Consider the following 16,875-nt stretch of genomic DNA (forward strand, 5'->3'; position numbering starts at 1 on the left):
CTCATCGCTCTAAGAGAGGTCTAGAACTGATAACAAGAAAAAACCGTTCCTTCGCAACAGAACGCTTGATTGCCAAGGGCTCAACTCTGCAGCGGCTGCTACTCCATCTCCGCCCCCACAGGCGGTTGGTGACGTGGGCAGCATTGTGCTCAGTGATCAATAAATTCTTCGATCTTGCACCGCCAGTCTTGATCGCCCTTGCTGTCGAGGTGCTGGCCTCCAGCCGCATTGATCAGCAACAGATGGACTGGTTATCACAGCTCGGAGCGCATGATGTGCCGAGCCAACTCCTGGTCCTTGCGGTGGCCTCCTTCATCGTCTGGAGCGCCGAATCCTTGTTTGAGTACCTCTATGGAGTGCTCTGGCGAAACCTGGCCCAGACCACTCAGCACAGCGTGCGCCTGGAGGCCTACAGCCATCTTCAGAACCTGGAGATGGACTTCTTCGAACACGACAGCAGCGGTCGGCTGTTGACCGTACTGAACGAAGACATCAATCAACTGGAACGCTTCCTCGATCGGGGCGCCAACGAGATTCTGCAACTGATCACCACGGTGGTTCTGGTGGGAGGAGCGATGGCGGTGATGGCTCCCGGTGTCGCCCTATTCGCCTATTTGCCCATCCCTGTCATTCTCTGGGGTTCATTGCTCTTTCAGCGGCGCCTGGCGCCGCTCTATCGCGAGGTGCGTGAGCGAGCGGGAAATCTCGGCTCACGCCTGGCCAACAACATCAGCGGCATGCTCACGATTAAGAGCTTCACCGCCGAAGCCTGGGAGCTGGAGCAACTGCGTCAAGACAGTGACGCCTACCGACAGAGCAACCGACGGGCGATCCGACTCTCTGCCGCGTTCATCCCTCTGATCCGCTTCGCAATTCTGTTCGCCTTCATTGCCATCCTGATCATCGGCGGGCTGCAGACCTGGCAAGGCGAGCTTTCGATCGGCACCTACAGCTTTCTGGTGTTCATTACCCAGCGACTGCTCTGGCCCCTCACCACCTTGGGGCGCACCCTGGATGACTATCAACGCTCGATGGCCTCCACCCGAAGGGTGCTTGACCTGATCGACACACCGATCTTGATCAAGGGCGGGTACAAACGTCTCAGCCCAAACAGCGTCAGCGGAGTGATCGACTACCGGAACGTCAGCTTTCACTACCGCGATCGCCCCTTACTGCTGCAGGACTTTTGCCTGCATGTGGAGGCCGGGGCGACGATCGGGATCGTCGGCGCAACAGGATCGGGCAAAAGCACGCTTGTGAAGCTGCTTCTGCGTCTCTACCCCTTGAGCAACGGCAGTATCTCTCTCGATGGCGAATCGATCGAAGCGATCGATTTGGGAGACCTTCGCCGCTGCATCGCGCTGGTCAGTCAGGACGTGTACCTCTTCCATGGAACGGTGGCAGAGAACATCGCCTACGCCGATCCCAAAGCCTCGAGAGCTGCCGTGATCCAGGCAGCTGAGCTAGCGGAAGCTGACGGCTTCATCTCAGCCCTACCCGAGGGTTACGACACGGTTGTGGGTGAACGGGGGCAACGACTATCCGGAGGCCAGAGGCAAAGAATCGCGTTGGCACGGGCGATTCTCAAGGATGCTCCCATCCTGGTGCTGGATGAGGCCACGGCTGCAGTGGACAACGAAACCGAAGCAGCGATCCAACGTTCGTTGATGCAGATCACGGCCAACCGCACCACACTGGTGATTGCACACCGTCTCAGCACCGTGCGCCACGCTGATCAGATTGTGGTGATGGATCAAGGTCGCATCGTGCAACAAGGTCAGCACCACACCCTGCTCATGCAGGGCGGTGCCTATGCGGACCTCTGGCGTGTGCAGGCGGGCCTTCTGCCTGGTGAAACACTGGCGCTCTAAAGCGCCCTCGTCCTCCCCATACTGTTCTCCCCATGGGTGCCACGCTCTCCCATCTGATGCACCACCCGCTCGGCATCTTCGCCCTGCTGGTCGCCATCATCGTCGTGGTGCCGCCCTTGATAAGGCGTCTGGGCCTGCCTGATCTTGTGGGTCTGCTGCTGGCCGGTCTGGCCGCAGGCCCCCACGGTCTCCACTGGCTAGAAGCCGACGGCGAAACGATTCGGTTGCTCTCCGATATCGGTGCCATCTATCTGCTGTTCATCGTCGGATTGGAAATCGACCTTGAAGAGTTCAACCGGGTCAAGCGCAGGTCCGCCAGCTTCGGCATCTTGGTGTTTCTGCTCGGCGTCGGCACTGGCGTTGGCATCGGCCAGCTGTTCGGCTTCGGCTTGGTGCCAAGCCTGTTGCTCGGGGCGCTTATGGCCACTCATACCCCTTTGGGGTATCCGATCGTTCGCAGCTATGGCGCCCAGCGCGACGAATCAGTAATCGTCAGCGTCGGCAGCACGATCCTCACCGACATCTCCGCCTTAGTCCTACTGGCCGTTGCCCTTGGCCTCGGCAAGGGCAACCTCACGCCTATGGGATTGGTCAGCTTGCTGACCAGCATTCTTGCGTTTGCGGCCGTGGTGATTTTTGGGATCAGAGCGGTGGGCAAGCGACTGTGGATCCGAACCATCACCGATGAGAACAGGGTGTTCTTGGCGGTGCTTCTGGTGCTGTTCGTTGCCTCACTCGGCGCTGAGCTGGCAGGGGTCGAAAAGATCGTTGGTGCGTTCCTCGCCGGCCTTGCCGTGAACTCTGTGCTGCCGGAGGGCAAGGCCAAGGAACTGGTGATCTTCGTGGGTGGCGCCCTCTTTATCCCGATCTTCTTTATCCATCTCGGGCTGCTGCTGGATGTGAACAGCCTGGGGGCCAGCATCAGCAACTTTGAATTCACCGCACTGATGCTGGTGGGAGCCCTTGGCTGCAAAGGTGCGGCCTCCCTGATTGCCGGTCGGCTGTTCGGATACAACGGCAACCAGATTCTGATGATGTGGTCACTGGCCATGCCCAAAGTGGCTGCGACCCTGGCCACCGCCTTCGTGGGCTACCAGGCCGGTCTGCTCGATGCAGTGGTGCTGAACAGCGTGCTGGCAGTGATGGTGGTGACCGCCACGCTGGGTCCTGTGCTGACAACACGTTCAGTCACCCGCTTGGTGGCCCCCAGCGATCCGAGTCGCACCCCAACAGCGCCATCCCAAACCAACGCAGACGCTGGCGGGTCCTCGGATGTGGTTCAGCGCCCGCTGAGCATTGTCGTGCCCGTGGCGAATCCAGCCACCGAACAAGGACTGCTCAGCATCGCCTCAAAGCTGCTCACTGGCAGCAATGCCACGGGATCCTCCGGCACCTTGATTCCCCTGGCACTTGTATGCCCAAGCGTGGAGGAAGCCCGGGGTGGGCTGAACCGGGCCATCGCCGCAGCCCGTGCCCGCCTCAGTCAGGCAGCGCTGATCGGTCAGGATCTCGAGGTCACCACCCACGGCGTGCTCCGTCTTGATGAAGACATCGCCGGTGGCATGAGCCGCAGCGCCCTTGAGCAAGGTGCTGACCTGCTCGTGATCGGCACCGGTCGCCCTGACAAACTGCGCAACTGGCTGTTTGGCGATCTCGTCGACGGCGTCTGCCGCACCGCCCATTGCCCCGTGGTTGTTGTGAACCTGGGGGACCAGGCACCGGAACAGCTCGGCAGAGTCCTTGTGCCGATCAAAGATCTATCGGCCAGTGCCCGAGAACAGTTCGAGCTAGCACTGCGGCTGATGGCGTCCTGTCCAGAACGGCAACCCGCTCACATCACCCTGCTGCACATTCACGACCCTCGCTTCGGCCGCCAAGATCGCGCCTGGATGGAGCAAGAACTGAATCGCTGGATTCCACAAAGCACGATGGGGCAGAGCATCCGAATCGAACTGGTGCGTGGGCCCGGTATTGACCAAACGATCCAGCGACTGAGCTGGGAGCACGATCTCGTCATCCTGCGCTCGCAGCGACGTCGTGTCGCAGGCCTGCGGATCCCAGCCAGCGATCGCACCAGCAGCCTGATCAACCAGTTGCCATGTCCATCCATGGTGATCAGCGAACCGCTGCTCTAGGCGCGATGCGCCTCTGCAAAAAACCAAAGATTGAATAAAGAAGAGACTAAGACCGACCTAAACTTGCTTCATGACAACACCTGAGCCCGAGCGGGTTGGCCCGCGTGCTCGATCCCTGGGGATCGCCATCGCGCTCGGGTTGGGATCAGGGCTACTGCTGGCTCTACCACTAACCACAATGCTGGTGCCGGAGAGCAATCGGCAGTCAGCGCTGCTGGGACTTCCCCTGACCAATCCGTTCACCGCCTGGACCGGGATTGGCGATCGCGAAGTGGTCGTACTCGGCATGGATGCCGGCGGGGGAAACACCGACACGATGTTCACGATCCGGGTGGACAACAGTCAGACAAAAATCACACAGATCCCAAGGGACAGCTACGTCAATTCGGCCCGGTTCGGCCCAATGAAGGCGAATGCGTTGTACGCCTACGGCGGTACCGATGCCGTGAAGCAAGAACTCAGTCGACTGATGGGTCGACCAATTCAGCATTACATCCTCGTCAATCTGGAAGGGATCCGCAGTATCAGCGATCTGATGGGTGGCGTCACGATCGATGTCCCCAAACGGCTCTACTACGTTGACAATTCACAAGGGCTCTACATCGACCTACAGCCCGGACGCCAAGTTTTAAAAGGTCGGGATCTGGAGGGATTTCTCCGCTGGCGTAATGATGGAGAAGGAGATTTCGGCCGGCTGAAACGCCAGCAACTCGTGATCAAAAGCCTGTTTGGATCACTGACCAAACCAGACAACATCATGCGTCTTCCGGCTTTAATCTCAGCCGCCGGTCGCAACCTCAACACCGATCTCGGCCCGATGGAACTTGGTGGCCTGATCACCGCGATGGGCACCACTGACCTCAAGGCTGAACGGTTGGACGCGACCCCCTTCGAGCGTGATGGGATCAGCTACCTCGATACCCAATGGCCCAGCCACTCCCGGAGACGCCCCCATTCAGAGGAGGAGCACTCCGAAAGCAACAACAGCAACTGGCGATACCGACCACAGTTTTAAGGGGCGGAGAGCTGGGCAACAGAGGTCAAGCTGGAGTGAGTCATTGGACGCACAATGGCTACGACTGCAATGGCATCGGTGAAGAGCAACCTGGTGCGACAAAGCCTGCGCCTAGGGCTGAGCGTTCTGATCACCTGTGCGATCGCCCAGCACTTCGAACGCATCACCTACCTGTGGTATCCCCTGATGGCGGTGATCTTTGTGGTCGACGATCAGGATGAGAACACGTTCCGCGCTGCCCGCGGGCGGATACTCGGCACGATCACAGGTGGCTTGGTCACCTTCATCGTGCACACCATCCTGTCTGGCTGGATCGGCATCCTCGTCAGCCTGCTGATCAGCATCCCTCTACTGCGGCGCCTTGGCTGGAGCAGCGGTCTTTCGACCGCAGCCGTTATCACCATCATGTTCCTTGGAATACCCGGGTATTCGCTGCTCAACTGGGGGTATGTGTTCAACCGCAGCGTCGACACCCTGATCGGAATCGTGGTGGCCCTGATCATGGGACGGCTGCTCTGGCCGAAGAACAGACTGGCGCGCCTGGCGGAACTGAATGAACTGCAGAAGCAGATACTGCACCAGCGCCTCGCGCTCCACCAACAAGCCCTCGCAAAGGGCGGGTCAGTACCAGCGGTGAATGCCGAACCCGTGACGCGCAACCTGTTGGAAATGGAGCGCCTCGTCGCGGTAGAGACAAGCCTCGAACCCCATCGCCATTCCAGACTGGAACGTCAACGCTGGCGGCAACGCGTGTTGCTCTGGAGCACACTGCAGCCGCGTTGGTTGCTGGTGGAGCGTCTATTGGAACGGCTCTACCGCCACCATGACCATGCCATGCCTGAACTGAGTCAACAGCTTGATCACCACCAAGCCCAAGGCTGGAGCCGACTACACCTTGGCGGAACAGACCATTCTCAGACACCGCTACGAATCGCATTAGAGGAGGAGGTCACACGGCTGCGCTGGTTGCTGCGCAGCCAGGAACGGATTGAGGCTGCGGTGACGTGAGGAACGCAACCACGCAGAGCAGACGTCGCCCCAATCAAAGACCCTGGTTACTGCGCAGTGACCTGCGGCTGGCCGTCGTGACAGGCCTAGCAGCGGGGTTCGGTCTACTCAGTCCGATTCCCTACGGCTACTACCTGCCGATGACCACGGCGACGGTGTTATCAAGCAGCTACGGCAACGCCCTGAAGCTGGGAGTGCAACGCCTGCTTGGATCGTTGATGGGCGTCCTACTTCTGATCATTTTTTCCAAGAGCCTGGCCCTTCCCCTAGCTCTGGCGATCGGGATGGCCCTTGGCAGCACGCGGCTGCTGGGGGGGATGCTCGGCCTTGAGGTGGGGTACAAAGTGGCCGGCAACATCATCGTGATGGGTTGGTTGGTCCATAGCGCCACGGAAACAACCTGGGGCCCGTTGCGATTGGTATGGACAGCCCTCGGCATCGCGCTCTCTCTCTGGGCCAGCCGCTGGATCTGGCCAAGCCAAGCGATTCCCGATCTACACCGCCAGCAGGGGCGACTGATGCAGGCGATCGCAGAGGAATTGAGCGAGGAAGCGTCACGCCTGAATCAGGAGGGACCAGGCAGCAACCGCTCACCCCGCCGTGAGACGCAACGCAATCACCTCTTGCATCAGCTGGCTGCCATCCGTCTGAAGAGGCAAGACGCCCTGCTGGAGCTCGGGCTCAACCCAGAGCAACAGCCCCTCTATCTGCTCTGGGGCCAGATCGACTGGATGTGCTCCCAAACCGTGAGCGTGGTGTCCGGGATGGCGTGCCTACCCATACCAATCCACGGTCCTGAACCCCTAAGACAACTCCATCACCGGGAAGCTGAGGTCCTGCAGTTGATGGAACAGCTGCTCACGATGCTGGTTCGTGATCTCAGCACTCTGACGCAAACCGGCCACACCGCGTTCAAGGCTGCTTGCCTACACAAGACGGTGACGGCACTGCACCAAAAAGGGGAGCAACTGAACCAGCAACTCACCAGCACCTGCAAGGCACTGGACGGAGATCTGCCCAGCTCCAGACTGCGCCAACTGATCGTTCGGAGCACCTTGATCGAACAACTTGTCGTGATCAGCGAGGGGATCGCAACGATGACCAACGCATCATCGAATGCAAGCAGGAGAAAGCTTCAGCAGACAACGTCAACACCAAACCATTGAGGGGCAGGGCAACCACTGACCTCTGTGATCATCGCTGCCGCGAGGTCCACCAGCGTTCGATCCGATAGGCGAAGATCACCAGAAACACCACAAGCCAGAACCACAGCTCCGGAGGGTTGGCGTTCATCAGTACCACCAGCAAAACAACTTCGGAGATCAGCCAAGGGAGCTCCTGGCGCAACAGTGGTCTCAGAGTCATCAGGGAGAGGTACCGGGCTGACGTAGGAAGGGAAGATCCCAGAGTCGGTCAATGCGTAGGGTGCGATAGCCACCCGTGAGCGATCGCATTCCGGGCAAGATATAGGTAATCGCCGATCGCCATTCGACATAGGCGAAGGTATCGATGGTGAGACCATCTCGAATTGGGAAGACCCCACTCCCCTGGGACAGGGTCCAGCGGTAGCCATCATCGGAGCGAGGGTCGCGGGCTAGGTCGATCTCTGCCCGCATCACGGGACCATCCTTGACGAGCTCCTCAGCCAGCTGCGGATTGCCGATCGTCGTGGAGATATCGTCTGCCGTTGCCGGCAGACTGAGCACAGAGCGGACCGATCCTTCGATGCCACCAAAACGACCTCGCTGATTCCAGAGCGGTACGACCTCCACAGGCAACCCCCTAGGCAGACGCCGGGCATCAGCAGGTGCAAAGTAGGCCACGGCCATCAGGTCACTGGGTTCCCGTTGTTCCGAGTTCGCACCACGGCCAATGGTGCCGAGGCGATCGCCAATCTTGATCGTCTGGCCGGCAATCACCTGGAGGTCAAGAACGTCACCGTCACGCCCAGCACTGACTGTGCCGTCGTAAGCGATCTTGGCTTCGGTGACCGCAATCTGCCGCTCCAGATCCGCGATAGCGAAGTTGCGGTTCAACTGCTCGGTTTCAATTCCGAGCTCAATCTGCTGAAAGGCTGTCATCGCCTGCTTGCGCTGAATCTTGACGTCATCCAGCTGAACGCTTGTGCCTGTCAGCCCCTGCTCGGCAGAAACCACGGCTTCCGAGAGTGGTGCCACCACAGAACGGCGAGCAAGCCAATTGAGATTGGTGACCTTGGCGTTGTAGGTGGACAGCAGCTGGCTCAACCGCTTCTCATCATCGATGAGCTTGGCAAGGGTGGTCTCTAGAGCTGCACGAGCCGTCGACAGACGCAGTGCATCACGCTGATTCAGGTCATTGTTTTGTCGACGGAGCTGGGCGAGATTGCCCTTCTGCTGTTCGAGCTCTCGTTCCAGTACCGGCAGGTAAAGGCGCATCAGCTCCTCACCCTTGCGAACCCGATCACCAATCTTCACGGCCACGGTCAACACCTGACCACCGGCACGGGCATTGAGGATGCCGGCGTTGTCTGGATAAATCAGCACCCCCTTGCCCTGCACCTGGGTCGGCACAGGCCAAAACAGCAACCAGCCGCAGAACAGGCCGGCGACCCCCACCAACGAAACACCGACCTGCTGGTGATCGCTCAGATCATGCCAGCGCTGCCTCAGGCTACGGATGGATGGGAGAGACCTCATAGCCGCAAGCTTGACGTGTTCCCATCGACCTGTCTTGTGCGGAGAATCAGATCAAAAGGGTGAAGGAACTGACCACCCGTTCAAACAGACCCTTCACCTTGGGCCAACGAAGCTCATTCGTACTTGCCGCCAAGGTGTAGAGGCGACCACGATCGACCACCACCGTGGCCAATTCATGGCGGTCACGATCCTGGAGATGGACGGCGTATTCAAGGTCATAGAACGTGTGGCCCGACGTTTCACGCTCTCGAGCCTCGACCAGTTCTGCATCGCGGCCGCTGCCAGCCGGAGCGATCACATCCCGGCGAAGCCGCTCACCAACAGCCACGACACTGCCCAATTGTTGGAGCTCATCATCGGCATCCACCTCGGAGACCACAAGGCTCACGGTTTCATCACTGTTGATCAGGTCATGGAATACCACCTGGGGCCCGCCACTGACTGCCACCCGGGTCCAGCCGCTTGGATAAAGAAAGGCGTAGCGGCCATCTGGACTTTGGAAGGAATTGAGCCCGGCTGCAGTACCGCTGCAGGCTGTGAGCATCACAACGCAGAGCAGCGACATCAGCAGACGCAGCGAAGAGTGCGGCAACGAAGGCATCTACAGAATCAGGACCTGAAGACATTCTGCCTTGGATGGCCTGCCTAGATTTCCGGCACTTGCAGCAAACCACTGAGCGGCTTCACCCGACCGCTGGCCCGGTTGATCGATCAATTTGAACGGCTGCCGGGGATCGGCCCCCGAACCGCGCAGCGGCTGGCCCTGCATCTGCTCCGCCAACCGGAGGAACAGATCCAGAGCTTTGCCGAGGCGCTGCTAGCCGCGCGCAGCCAGGTGGGCCAGTGTCAGACCTGCTTCCACCTCAGCGCCGAACCGACCTGTGAAATCTGCCGCAACCCAGAACGCAACAACGGACTGATCTGCGTGGTCGCGGATTCCCGCGATCTTCTCGCTCTGGAACGCACCCGTGAATACAGCGGCAGGTACCACGTCCTCGGAGGACTGATCTCGCCGATGGACGGAATCGGTCCAGAGATGCTCCAGATCACCAGCCTGGTGCAAAGGGTCGGGCAAGACAGCATCAAAGAAGTGATCCTGGCGCTCACTCCAAGTGTGGAGGGAGATACCACTAGCCTTTATTTGGCCAGGTTGCTCAAACCCTTTACCGAGGTGAGCCGGATCGCCTACGGCTTACCGGTGGGTAGCGAACTGGAATATGCCGACGATGTCACCCTGTCCCGAGCCTTGGAAGGGCGACGCGCCGTTGAATAAGTCGAGGATGAGTTCACCGATGAACAAGCCCAGCCGCTACAGCCAGATCCGTCCTCAGGAACGTCTGCCGGATTGGCTCAGGCGACCCATCGGCACGGTCTCCCAGTTGGAGACCGTGCAGGGTCTGGTGAAAGCAGGCGGATTGCACACGATCTGCGAGGAAGGGCGATGCCCGAATCGGGCTGAGTGCTATGCAGCCGGCACCGCCACGTTCCTGCTAGGCGGCTCCATCTGCACCCGCAGTTGTGCCTTCTGCCAAGTGGAGAAGGGTCGCGCCCCAATGCCCCTCGACCCCCTCGAAGCGGAGAGGGTCGCCGATGCGGTGAAAGACATGGGCCTTCGCTACGTCGTGCTCACCGCTGTTGCCCGCGACGACCTCGCCGACCACGGGGCCACGTTGTTCACGACCACCATGGCAGCCATCCGCCAGCGCAACCCGCTCGTGCAGATCGAAGTGCTCACACCGGATTTCTGGGGTGGCCATTCGGATCTCAATGCCGGATTGCAAGCACAGCGCAAACGGCTGAGCACCGTGCTGGAAGCCGAACCGGTGTGCTTCAACCACAACTTGGAAACGGTTGAACGGTTGCAGGGGGAAGTGCGTCGCGGGGCCACCTACAGCCGCTCGCTCGGACTCCTTTCCACCGCTCGGGAACTGGCACCGACCATTCCCACCAAAAGCGGGCTCATGCTTGGCCTTGGTGAAACCGAAGCGGAAGTGGTAGACGCGATGAAAGCTCTGCGGGATGCAGGCTGTGAGCGGATCACCATTGGCCAGTATCTAAGACCATCCCTGGCCCATCTACCGGTGCAGCGCTATTGGCACCCCGAGGAATTCAACGCCCTAGGAGACACAGCACAAGCTCTCGGCTTCAGTCATGTGCGTAGCGGACCGCTGGTGCGCAGCAGCTACCACGCCGCAGAACCCTCAAACCGACCAGCAACGCCTGTCTGAACCACTCCACAAGCCACCTGCCCGAGGAAGAAAGTGATCAGACGTGAGGTTTTCAGCCGCACTCGGAGGCAGCCCAGCGACTGAGAGCCCTGGTCAGGACCTCGTCACAATCTCCCACCATCATTTGGCCAGCCCCTCCCCAGATCAACCGCAAGGGGAGATCAGACGGAGAGCCTCCCAACCTGCGGGTTGGCGTAAAACCCAGAGCCTGGAAATAGCGGACCAAACGGCGGTGCTGGCGGGCATCGTCTTCAATCGCCAGCAAGCGAGCTTTTCGGCAGGGTGTGCACTCCAGTGCCCACGCGAAGGTGGCAGCCCAAACCAAGGCCCCCACTCCAGCTGGAGCCTGCGGCTGCACCCGCATGGTGTCGAGTTGGAGCCCCCTGGCACCACCGTGGGCCCAGGCCTTCATTTCTCCCAGCAGCTGAGCGCGACCATTGCCGCTGGACTGGGCGACAACCAGTCGTAATGACCAAAGCCCCACCGGCCGACCCACCTGGAGGCGCAGTAGCAACGCCCGCGCCTGGGCCTGCTGTTCAAGTTGCTCCAGGGAGGGGAAAGCCATCACTCAGCAGGATGGATAAGGGGAAACCGCCGTCACCGCTGCCACCGGTAGAGGCCCGTAGAGATGGGGAAACTGCTCACCACTGGGGACTGGATCGGCCCGCAGGGGATAGGGGATGCGGGTCGGATCGATCGTGAGCTGCAGCACATCCCCAGCATCGGCGTAAAAGCGCCGATAGGTAGCGGCGAGCTGATCAGCCGTGGAAGCATGAAGAAAGCCCACCTGCTCAAGCATCAGTCCTCGCGTTGACACGCGATAGACGCCAAGCCTCTCGGCCTGCTGCCAATCGGGGGCAAGGGCAAGATGAAACACAGGTTGATCGACTGGCACCGCCGCGGCATCTGCAGGGAACAGCTTGAGGCGATCACTCGGCTGCCATGGATCGCTCCGTTCCATCAGTCGAGGGAAGGCGGGGGAATCCAAAAACGCCTGAAGCCAGCAGCGCAAAGGATCAAGCTGGGGGTGTTGCTCAAAGCCCTTCGGATCGGCGATTCGCCACTGGCGCACAAAAGGCCACAAAGCCGCATCGGCCAGGCTGCAGCGATCACCCACCAGCCAACCGGCGCCAGCGATGCGCTCGGACCAATCCAAAAGAATCGCCAGCCCTTGGTGCTGGTGCTGCTCGCGGCTGGCACCGGGATAGCGATCGGTGTATTTGAAGCGATCGAGATGGTGTTTGAACGGCCCGTCGTTCGTCGCGATCACCCCATCGATCGCCTCCCGTTCCGGAGTCGAAAGACCAGCGCCAAGCCAATCAAAGGGATCGGCCTGCTGCAACGCCCAGCGCATCACCGCCAAGCTTTCATCAATCACCCTGCCCTGCGGCGTGATCAGCACCGGCACGGTGCCTTTCGGCGATGCATCAAGCAGACACGCCGGTTTGCTTTGCAGGGAGACTTCACGCCACTCAACCAGCAACCCGGCATGGAGCAGTGCCCAGCGAGCCCGCATCGCATAGGGGCAGCGCCTAAAGCTATAAAGAACGGGCCAATTCATTGTGTGAGGCGCTGCTGGTCTGCGTTGGTGTTGGCATTTGCATTGGCATTGGCTTTGGCCTGATCAAACTGACGTTGCCGTTCAGCAAAGCGATGACGATCCGCATCCGTGAAGCGATCAATGCAATGGACGCACTGCACCCCTGGGATGTAGCTCTTCAGGTTCCTTTCCTCCGGCGTGAGCGGAAGTCCGCAGGCATGACAGAGGCGATGCACCCCTGGCTGGAGGCGATGGTTGAGGGCAACCCGCTGGTCAAAGACAAAGCACTCGCCGTGCCAACGACTACTCCCTTCGGGGATCTCTTCCAGGTACTTCAAGATGCCACCGCGCAGATGGTGAATTTCGCCAAAGCCCTGCTGTTGCAGATAGCTGCTTGCCTTCTCACAGCGGATGCCGCCGGTGCAGAACATGGCGATGCGCTTCGGCCCCTGTTGCTCGATCAAGGGGCGTAACTCACGCTCCGCCCAGTCCGGGAACTCCCGGAACGTGTCTGTACCTGGATCGACGGCACCAGTGAACGTACCGATCGACACTTCGTAGCGATTGCGGGTGTCGATCACCAACGTTTCGGGATCATCAATCAGGGCATTCCACTGCTCGGGCTCCACGTAGGTCCCCACGCTGTTAGCCGGACTGACTTCCGGGCGACCCATCGTGACGATCTCGCGCTTGCCTCGCGCCTTGAAGCGACGGAATGCTTGCTGAGAACACCAACTGCGCTTGACCTCGAGACGGGCGTAATGATCGTCACCCAGGCAAAGCTGTTGGTGCAGATGCTCCAACACGGCCTCGACACCCTGTTCAGGGCCACTGATGGTTCCATTCACACCTTCCAGCGCCACCAGGACAGACCCTCGGACCCCGCCGCTGGACGCAAGGTTGGGAAGACCAGCAAGCAGCTGCGATCGCATTGCTTCCGAGAGAGGCGTGAAGGCATAGAAGGCGGCGACGAGAAGCTCGGCTGAGATGCCTGAGTCACCACGACCTTGAACACTGCTGTTGGCTTGGGGTTCTGTACTGGTCATGCCGCCTGAGATGCGACCGGAGCAATGCCAAAGGCCACAGGAAGGGAACGCCTGAAATGCCGTGGCGGCAAACCATTCACGCCAGCAGTAGACACATGCGAGCCCTTTCGGCTGGGTTGCAGGCGTTGCCGGAACTGACCATCCATCCCCCCAGTCTGCGACTCCGCGGTGCTGCCCTGGACCGACTGATTGAGCACGACGGAACCCACGACCTCAGCAAGACACCTGACGTCGTTGAAACGTTGGGTCCGACTGCACCGGCATGGCGATCAGCGCGCCTCCATCCAAGCGATTTTGACCACTCTCCTTCTCCCTCGAATGGGTGATCCCTCCATCCGGCAGCGTTGAGACCGCCCAGGCCATGGAGTCCATGGCCACATCAAGGAGTCTCTGATGGCGCAAAAGTCAGGCCTGTCAATCGCACTACCAGACAGGCTCCGACTCAGACCAACCCATCGTCATCAGGTGCTTGTAGAGAATCAACGCATCTGAAGATCTCAGGCTTTGGCGTGTCTTCAGCAAAGCCGGATCACCATGGGGCATCTCCCTACCGTGATCCACGAGAACCATCGCGTCTTCGTTCCAGCTCTTCGGATCTCGATGGAAGCGGAGCGCATTGTCTTTCAACTGTGGGTGCCTGAGCCAACCTTCCATCAAGCTTGCAGGTGAGTGGTACATCTCCAGCAATGGCAACGACGGATCAGCGGTCGCGGTGTGGTTCTGATTTTGTGCAGATAGACGTGAACAAAGACATCAACGGCGAGGCGTTGATCGGCAGTGACCCACTTCCTTCAACACCATTCGATTCATGCGAAAAGTCCCGCCTCAGCCGGGGTTTTTAACGCCAATGAACGAATGGCATGGCGCGCATGACCAAAGCCGACACACTCAGGCGCGAAATGAAGCCTGGCTCATCCTTGCTAATTGAAGAGCCCGCTGCACGTATTGGGATTCCTGCTCATGGCTGTGCTGCTGCGAAAGCCGTCGATGAGCTGGAGACGATTCACCGTTGTGATCACACCTGGGCGGCAATGGAATCGCATCAGAAAACCTGCCCCTTTGGAGCAGGTTGCTGCCAGTGACAGGTGATGAAATCAGGCGAGGGGGTCGATGAAGAACTCCTTCTGTGCCCAGATTGGTTGCTCTTGAGGCTCCTGATTCCAGGCCGTGTGATTCATCGAACTTGTGGATGCGGGCATCGCCTGCATAGCCACGTCGACATGCGTTTCACTGGCTTCGGTTAGGGAGGTCATAGGCATGTGATCAGCCATGCGGAGCCTTCGCATCGGCACTGGGGAGGTGCTGGCGCCTTCGGAGAAACCAGCAGATGAGCTGCCAGTCAGCTCATCTGTGTCGTCATCGGAATCGCGGGCAGCCTCATCACCCCATGGAGTGTGGGGGGCGAACGTGATGGTGGCTGGAGGGCTGCACTTAAACGGCAATGGCAGCTTTTGAGCCTGGGTGGATGCCCTGCGCAGGCCTGTCTATCTTGAAAATTAGATGGATCGTGCGGTGAGATGGAGCAACAAACGATCAGCGAAGCACGCTGCCCAATGCGGAGCTGGAAGGTGTGGTTGGCCTTAAGTGGTGTGGTTGGCGCCAGCGTCCTGGTGAAGACGCTGCTCGCGGCCTAAGCAACCTGCTCAGAGGCAAAAGCCGGCGTTTGACGCTTGATGCACAAGCCGGCTTCATCGTCTGCGCAAGACATGCCGCCAGATTGCAGCGCAGTTCAGCACTGCCTTTGCCCCCCCAAAGAACGCACCCAAGGCATGCTCTGAGCGCTACAGAAGGAGCCAAGCGAATCGCGCAGGCCACACCTCCATCATCTTGCTCGTGAAGAAGGTGCCAGCAAGGCCTTGACCATGCTTCACGACCGACTTGAAAGTGAGCAGCACACAGGCGTGGACTCAACGAGATAACGCCGGTGATGCTTAAAGAACTTGGGCCACCAAACGACTGTCACAGCGCTAGGAAGCAAGCTAATACTTGAGCAACCGCATAGAAGCGCAGCACTGGTCGATGGGAGCTCCAACCAGCGAAGTCATCAAACTGCGGCAGCTGTCCTATCAAGAGCATGCTGAGGCGGTACTGCGACTCGCGAAGACCTATTTAAAAGATCAAGCCAAGGCAGAAGACCTCACCCACGATGTCTTTGAACGGCTGTGGCGTGGCAACAAGTACAAGGAAGACAAAGGCAGCCTGCGCAGTTATCTGCTGCTGATGACGCGCTCGATGGCGCTGAATCTGCTCAATCAGACCAAGAACCGCCGCTCGATCCTGGAGCGCTGGCGCGGCGAATTCAAACAGGAAACGCCATCACCTGAATCAGACGTTCAAGCCAGCGATCGCGCCGCCAAGCTGCAGCTCTGCCTCGCCAAGCTCAGCAGCAAACAGCGCTTGATTATTGAGCAGTGCTATCTACACGGCAAAACCCAGCAGCAAATTGCAGAAGAGCTGGCGATGCCCTTGGGCTCTGTAAAAACCAACGCCCGGCGTGGACTGATCGCAATCCGGCAAATGCTCGAACGCCAAGAGTCGCAACAGGAGGCAGCATGAGCACGTTCTGCTTGAGCGAAGTGAATCTTTGGATTGCTTCTACCGGTAGAACCTGTGAGGAAGCAGGCTCGTGAACCCACTCCATCGCGACAACTCAAACGATCAGGAGCAGCTACAGCAGTGGCTGAGGGACGCGGATGTGCAGGACCTGAGCGCCAATGAGCAAGATCAGATCAGCCAACTGCTGGCTGAATTGCAAGACCTGCCACCAGCAGCACTGAGCCCGCAACTGGAAGGCCGGCTTCAGAGCTTGAGCCAGCTGCAACCCACTCCAAGCCAGCCGTTTAAACGCCTTCTGGCACTGCTGGCAGCCAGTTTTGCGGTTGCGGGCAGCTTCATCGCCTGGCAATTCAGTGGTTTGGAGCTGCAGGTGGCACAAAAAGAGGCCGCTCCAGCCGTCTCTCCTCCAGTCGTACCGAGCACACCAACAGCAGCCAGCTCAAGCAACAAAGAGTTCCTGCTGACCAGCACCAGTGAGCCTGAGGCCCAGGCCACGGTGACGATCCGACCCGAGCAGGCCACCAACCTGCTGGTGGTGAAAGGCTTAGCACCCCTGCCGGCGGGGAAGACGTACAGACTTTGGGCTGAAACCCCATTGGGGCAGCAGGGCTGCATGACCTTCCAACCCGACGCCGATGGGAATGCACGGATTCGGGTACCAAGAGAACCGAGTGGCTCTGCACTCCGCTTGGTGATCAGCATTGACCCGATTCAGGCGGGCTCAGCCGCTGAAGAGCCGGCACAACCAGTGCTCACCAGCGTTTAACAGCAGCCTCAATTGTTAATTACTTCCACGGA

Annotated in this window: 19 protein-coding genes; 11 read left to right on the forward strand and 8 right to left on the reverse strand. The window is 59.5% G+C overall.

Annotation, left to right across the window (positions count from 1 at the left end; all coding sequences use genetic code 11):
- Positions 1 to 65: 65 nt before the first annotated feature.
- The 5 genes from SIB72_RS12425 to SIB72_RS12445 all read left to right on the forward strand — a co-directional run bounded on the left by SIB72_RS12425 (position 66) and on the right by SIB72_RS12445 (position 7,195).
- Positions 66 to 1,871 (forward strand): ABC transporter ATP-binding protein, encoded by a 1,806-nt coding sequence (locus SIB72_RS12425; protein ID WP_115119666.1) that lies wholly within the window; start codon positions 66 to 68, stop codon positions 1,869 to 1,871.
- 32 nt (positions 1,872 to 1,903) lie between these two features.
- Positions 1,904 to 4,006 (forward strand): cation:proton antiporter, encoded by a 2,103-nt coding sequence (locus SIB72_RS12430; RefSeq protein ID WP_413744060.1) that lies wholly within the window; start codon positions 1,904 to 1,906, stop codon positions 4,004 to 4,006.
- A 70-nt stretch (positions 4,007 to 4,076) separates the two neighbouring features.
- A complete protein-coding gene (locus tag SIB72_RS12435) occupies positions 4,077 to 5,021 on the forward strand; it encodes an LCP family protein (protein WP_115119670.1) in 945 nt (314 codons plus the stop codon).
- Positions 5,022 to 5,090: 69 nt separating this feature from the next.
- Positions 5,091 to 6,029, forward strand: coding sequence for an FUSC family protein (locus SIB72_RS12440; RefSeq protein ID WP_413744061.1), 939 nt, complete (start codon positions 5,091 to 5,093; stop codon positions 6,027 to 6,029).
- A complete protein-coding gene (locus tag SIB72_RS12445) occupies positions 6,026 to 7,195 on the forward strand; it encodes an FUSC family protein (RefSeq protein WP_115119674.1) in 1,170 nt (389 codons plus the stop codon). Before SIB72_RS12440 ends, SIB72_RS12445 begins: the two co-directional genes overlap by 4 nt.
- A gap of 28 nt (positions 7,196 to 7,223) precedes the next feature.
- Here SIB72_RS12445 and SIB72_RS12450 read toward each other — a convergent pair whose 3' ends face one another.
- The 3 genes from SIB72_RS12450 to psbP are packed head-to-tail and all read right to left on the reverse strand — an operon-like array spanning position 7,224 to position 9,308.
- The gene (locus tag SIB72_RS12450) at positions 7,224 to 7,394 is read right to left on the reverse strand and encodes a hypothetical protein (protein WP_413744062.1); all 171 of its coding nucleotides are present in this window, start codon (positions 7,392 to 7,394) and stop codon (positions 7,224 to 7,226) included.
- Positions 7,394 to 8,707 carry an NHLP bacteriocin system secretion protein gene (locus SIB72_RS12455; RefSeq protein WP_413744063.1) on the reverse strand — a complete coding sequence of 438 codons (1,314 nt, stop codon included), beginning with the start codon at positions 8,705 to 8,707 and terminating at the stop codon, positions 7,394 to 7,396. Before SIB72_RS12455 ends, SIB72_RS12450 begins: the two co-directional genes overlap by 1 nt.
- Positions 8,708 to 8,753: 46 nt before the next feature.
- Positions 8,754 to 9,308 carry a photosystem II reaction center PsbP gene (gene psbP, locus SIB72_RS12460; RefSeq protein ID WP_115119678.1) on the reverse strand — a complete coding sequence of 185 codons (555 nt, stop codon included), beginning with the start codon at positions 9,306 to 9,308 and terminating at the stop codon, positions 8,754 to 8,756.
- Between the two features lie 102 nt (positions 9,309 to 9,410).
- Between psbP and recR the strand changes: the two genes are divergently transcribed.
- Together recR and lipA are read left to right on the forward strand one after the other, a co-directional pair.
- Positions 9,411 to 9,980 carry a recombination mediator RecR gene (gene recR, locus SIB72_RS12465; protein ID WP_244281534.1) on the forward strand — a complete coding sequence of 190 codons (570 nt, stop codon included), beginning with the start codon at positions 9,411 to 9,413 and terminating at the stop codon, positions 9,978 to 9,980.
- Between the two features lie 19 nt (positions 9,981 to 9,999).
- Positions 10,000 to 10,935 (forward strand): lipoyl synthase, encoded by a 936-nt coding sequence (gene lipA, locus SIB72_RS12470; protein ID WP_413744064.1) that lies wholly within the window; start codon positions 10,000 to 10,002, stop codon positions 10,933 to 10,935.
- A gap of 52 nt (positions 10,936 to 10,987) precedes the next feature.
- On the opposite strand, the gene SIB72_RS12475 is transcribed toward lipA, so the two are convergent.
- From SIB72_RS12475 to SIB72_RS12485, 3 genes are read right to left on the reverse strand one after another with little or no spacing between them, the layout of a single operon-like run.
- Complete coding sequence (locus SIB72_RS12475; protein WP_413744065.1) at positions 10,988 to 11,500, reverse strand: hypothetical protein; 513 nt, start codon at positions 11,498 to 11,500, stop codon at positions 10,988 to 10,990.
- Between the two features lie 3 nt (positions 11,501 to 11,503).
- A complete protein-coding gene (locus tag SIB72_RS12480) occupies positions 11,504 to 12,496 on the reverse strand; it encodes a DUF952 domain-containing protein (protein WP_413744066.1) in 993 nt (330 codons plus the stop codon).
- Positions 12,493 to 13,521 (reverse strand): rhodanese-related sulfurtransferase, encoded by a 1,029-nt coding sequence (locus tag SIB72_RS12485; protein ID WP_413744067.1) that lies wholly within the window; start codon positions 13,519 to 13,521, stop codon positions 12,493 to 12,495. The genes SIB72_RS12480 and SIB72_RS12485 overlap by 4 nt, the downstream gene beginning before the upstream one ends.
- Positions 13,522 to 13,616: 95 nt before the next feature.
- On the opposite strand from SIB72_RS12485, the gene SIB72_RS12490 reads away from it, so the two are divergent.
- Positions 13,617 to 13,847, forward strand: a complete 231-nt coding sequence (locus tag SIB72_RS12490; RefSeq protein WP_413744068.1) for a hypothetical protein — start codon at positions 13,617 to 13,619, stop codon at positions 13,845 to 13,847.
- Positions 13,848 to 13,944: 97 nt separating this feature from the next.
- On the opposite strand, the gene SIB72_RS12495 is transcribed toward SIB72_RS12490, so the two are convergent.
- Together SIB72_RS12495 and SIB72_RS12500 are read right to left on the reverse strand one after the other, a co-directional pair.
- Positions 13,945 to 14,199: a DUF1651 domain-containing protein gene (locus tag SIB72_RS12495; protein ID WP_371410857.1), complete on the reverse strand. Its 255-nt coding sequence runs from the start codon at positions 14,197 to 14,199 to the stop codon at positions 13,945 to 13,947.
- A gap of 416 nt (positions 14,200 to 14,615) precedes the next feature.
- The gene (locus SIB72_RS12500; RefSeq protein WP_413744069.1) at positions 14,616 to 14,780 is read right to left on the reverse strand and encodes a hypothetical protein; all 165 of its coding nucleotides are present in this window, start codon (positions 14,778 to 14,780) and stop codon (positions 14,616 to 14,618) included.
- 10 nt (positions 14,781 to 14,790) lie between these two features.
- Between SIB72_RS12500 and SIB72_RS12505 the strand changes: the two genes are divergently transcribed.
- The 3 genes from SIB72_RS12505 to SIB72_RS12515 all read left to right on the forward strand — a co-directional run bounded on the left by SIB72_RS12505 (position 14,791) and on the right by SIB72_RS12515 (position 16,843).
- Entirely contained in the window at positions 14,791 to 14,976 is a 186-nt protein-coding gene (locus SIB72_RS12505) for a hypothetical protein (protein ID WP_413744070.1), read from the forward strand.
- Between the two features lie 564 nt (positions 14,977 to 15,540).
- Positions 15,541 to 16,077 (forward strand): sigma-70 family RNA polymerase sigma factor, encoded by a 537-nt coding sequence (locus SIB72_RS12510; RefSeq protein WP_413744071.1) that lies wholly within the window; start codon positions 15,541 to 15,543, stop codon positions 16,075 to 16,077.
- A gap of 70 nt (positions 16,078 to 16,147) precedes the next feature.
- Complete coding sequence (locus tag SIB72_RS12515; RefSeq protein WP_413744072.1) at positions 16,148 to 16,843, forward strand: anti-sigma factor domain-containing protein; 696 nt, start codon at positions 16,148 to 16,150, stop codon at positions 16,841 to 16,843.
- Positions 16,844 to 16,875 lie beyond the last annotated feature (32 nt).

The organism is Synechococcus sp. MIT S9451 (assembly GCF_047304725.1).
GTDB lineage: Bacteria > Cyanobacteriota > Cyanobacteriia > PCC-6307 > Cyanobiaceae > Synechococcus_C.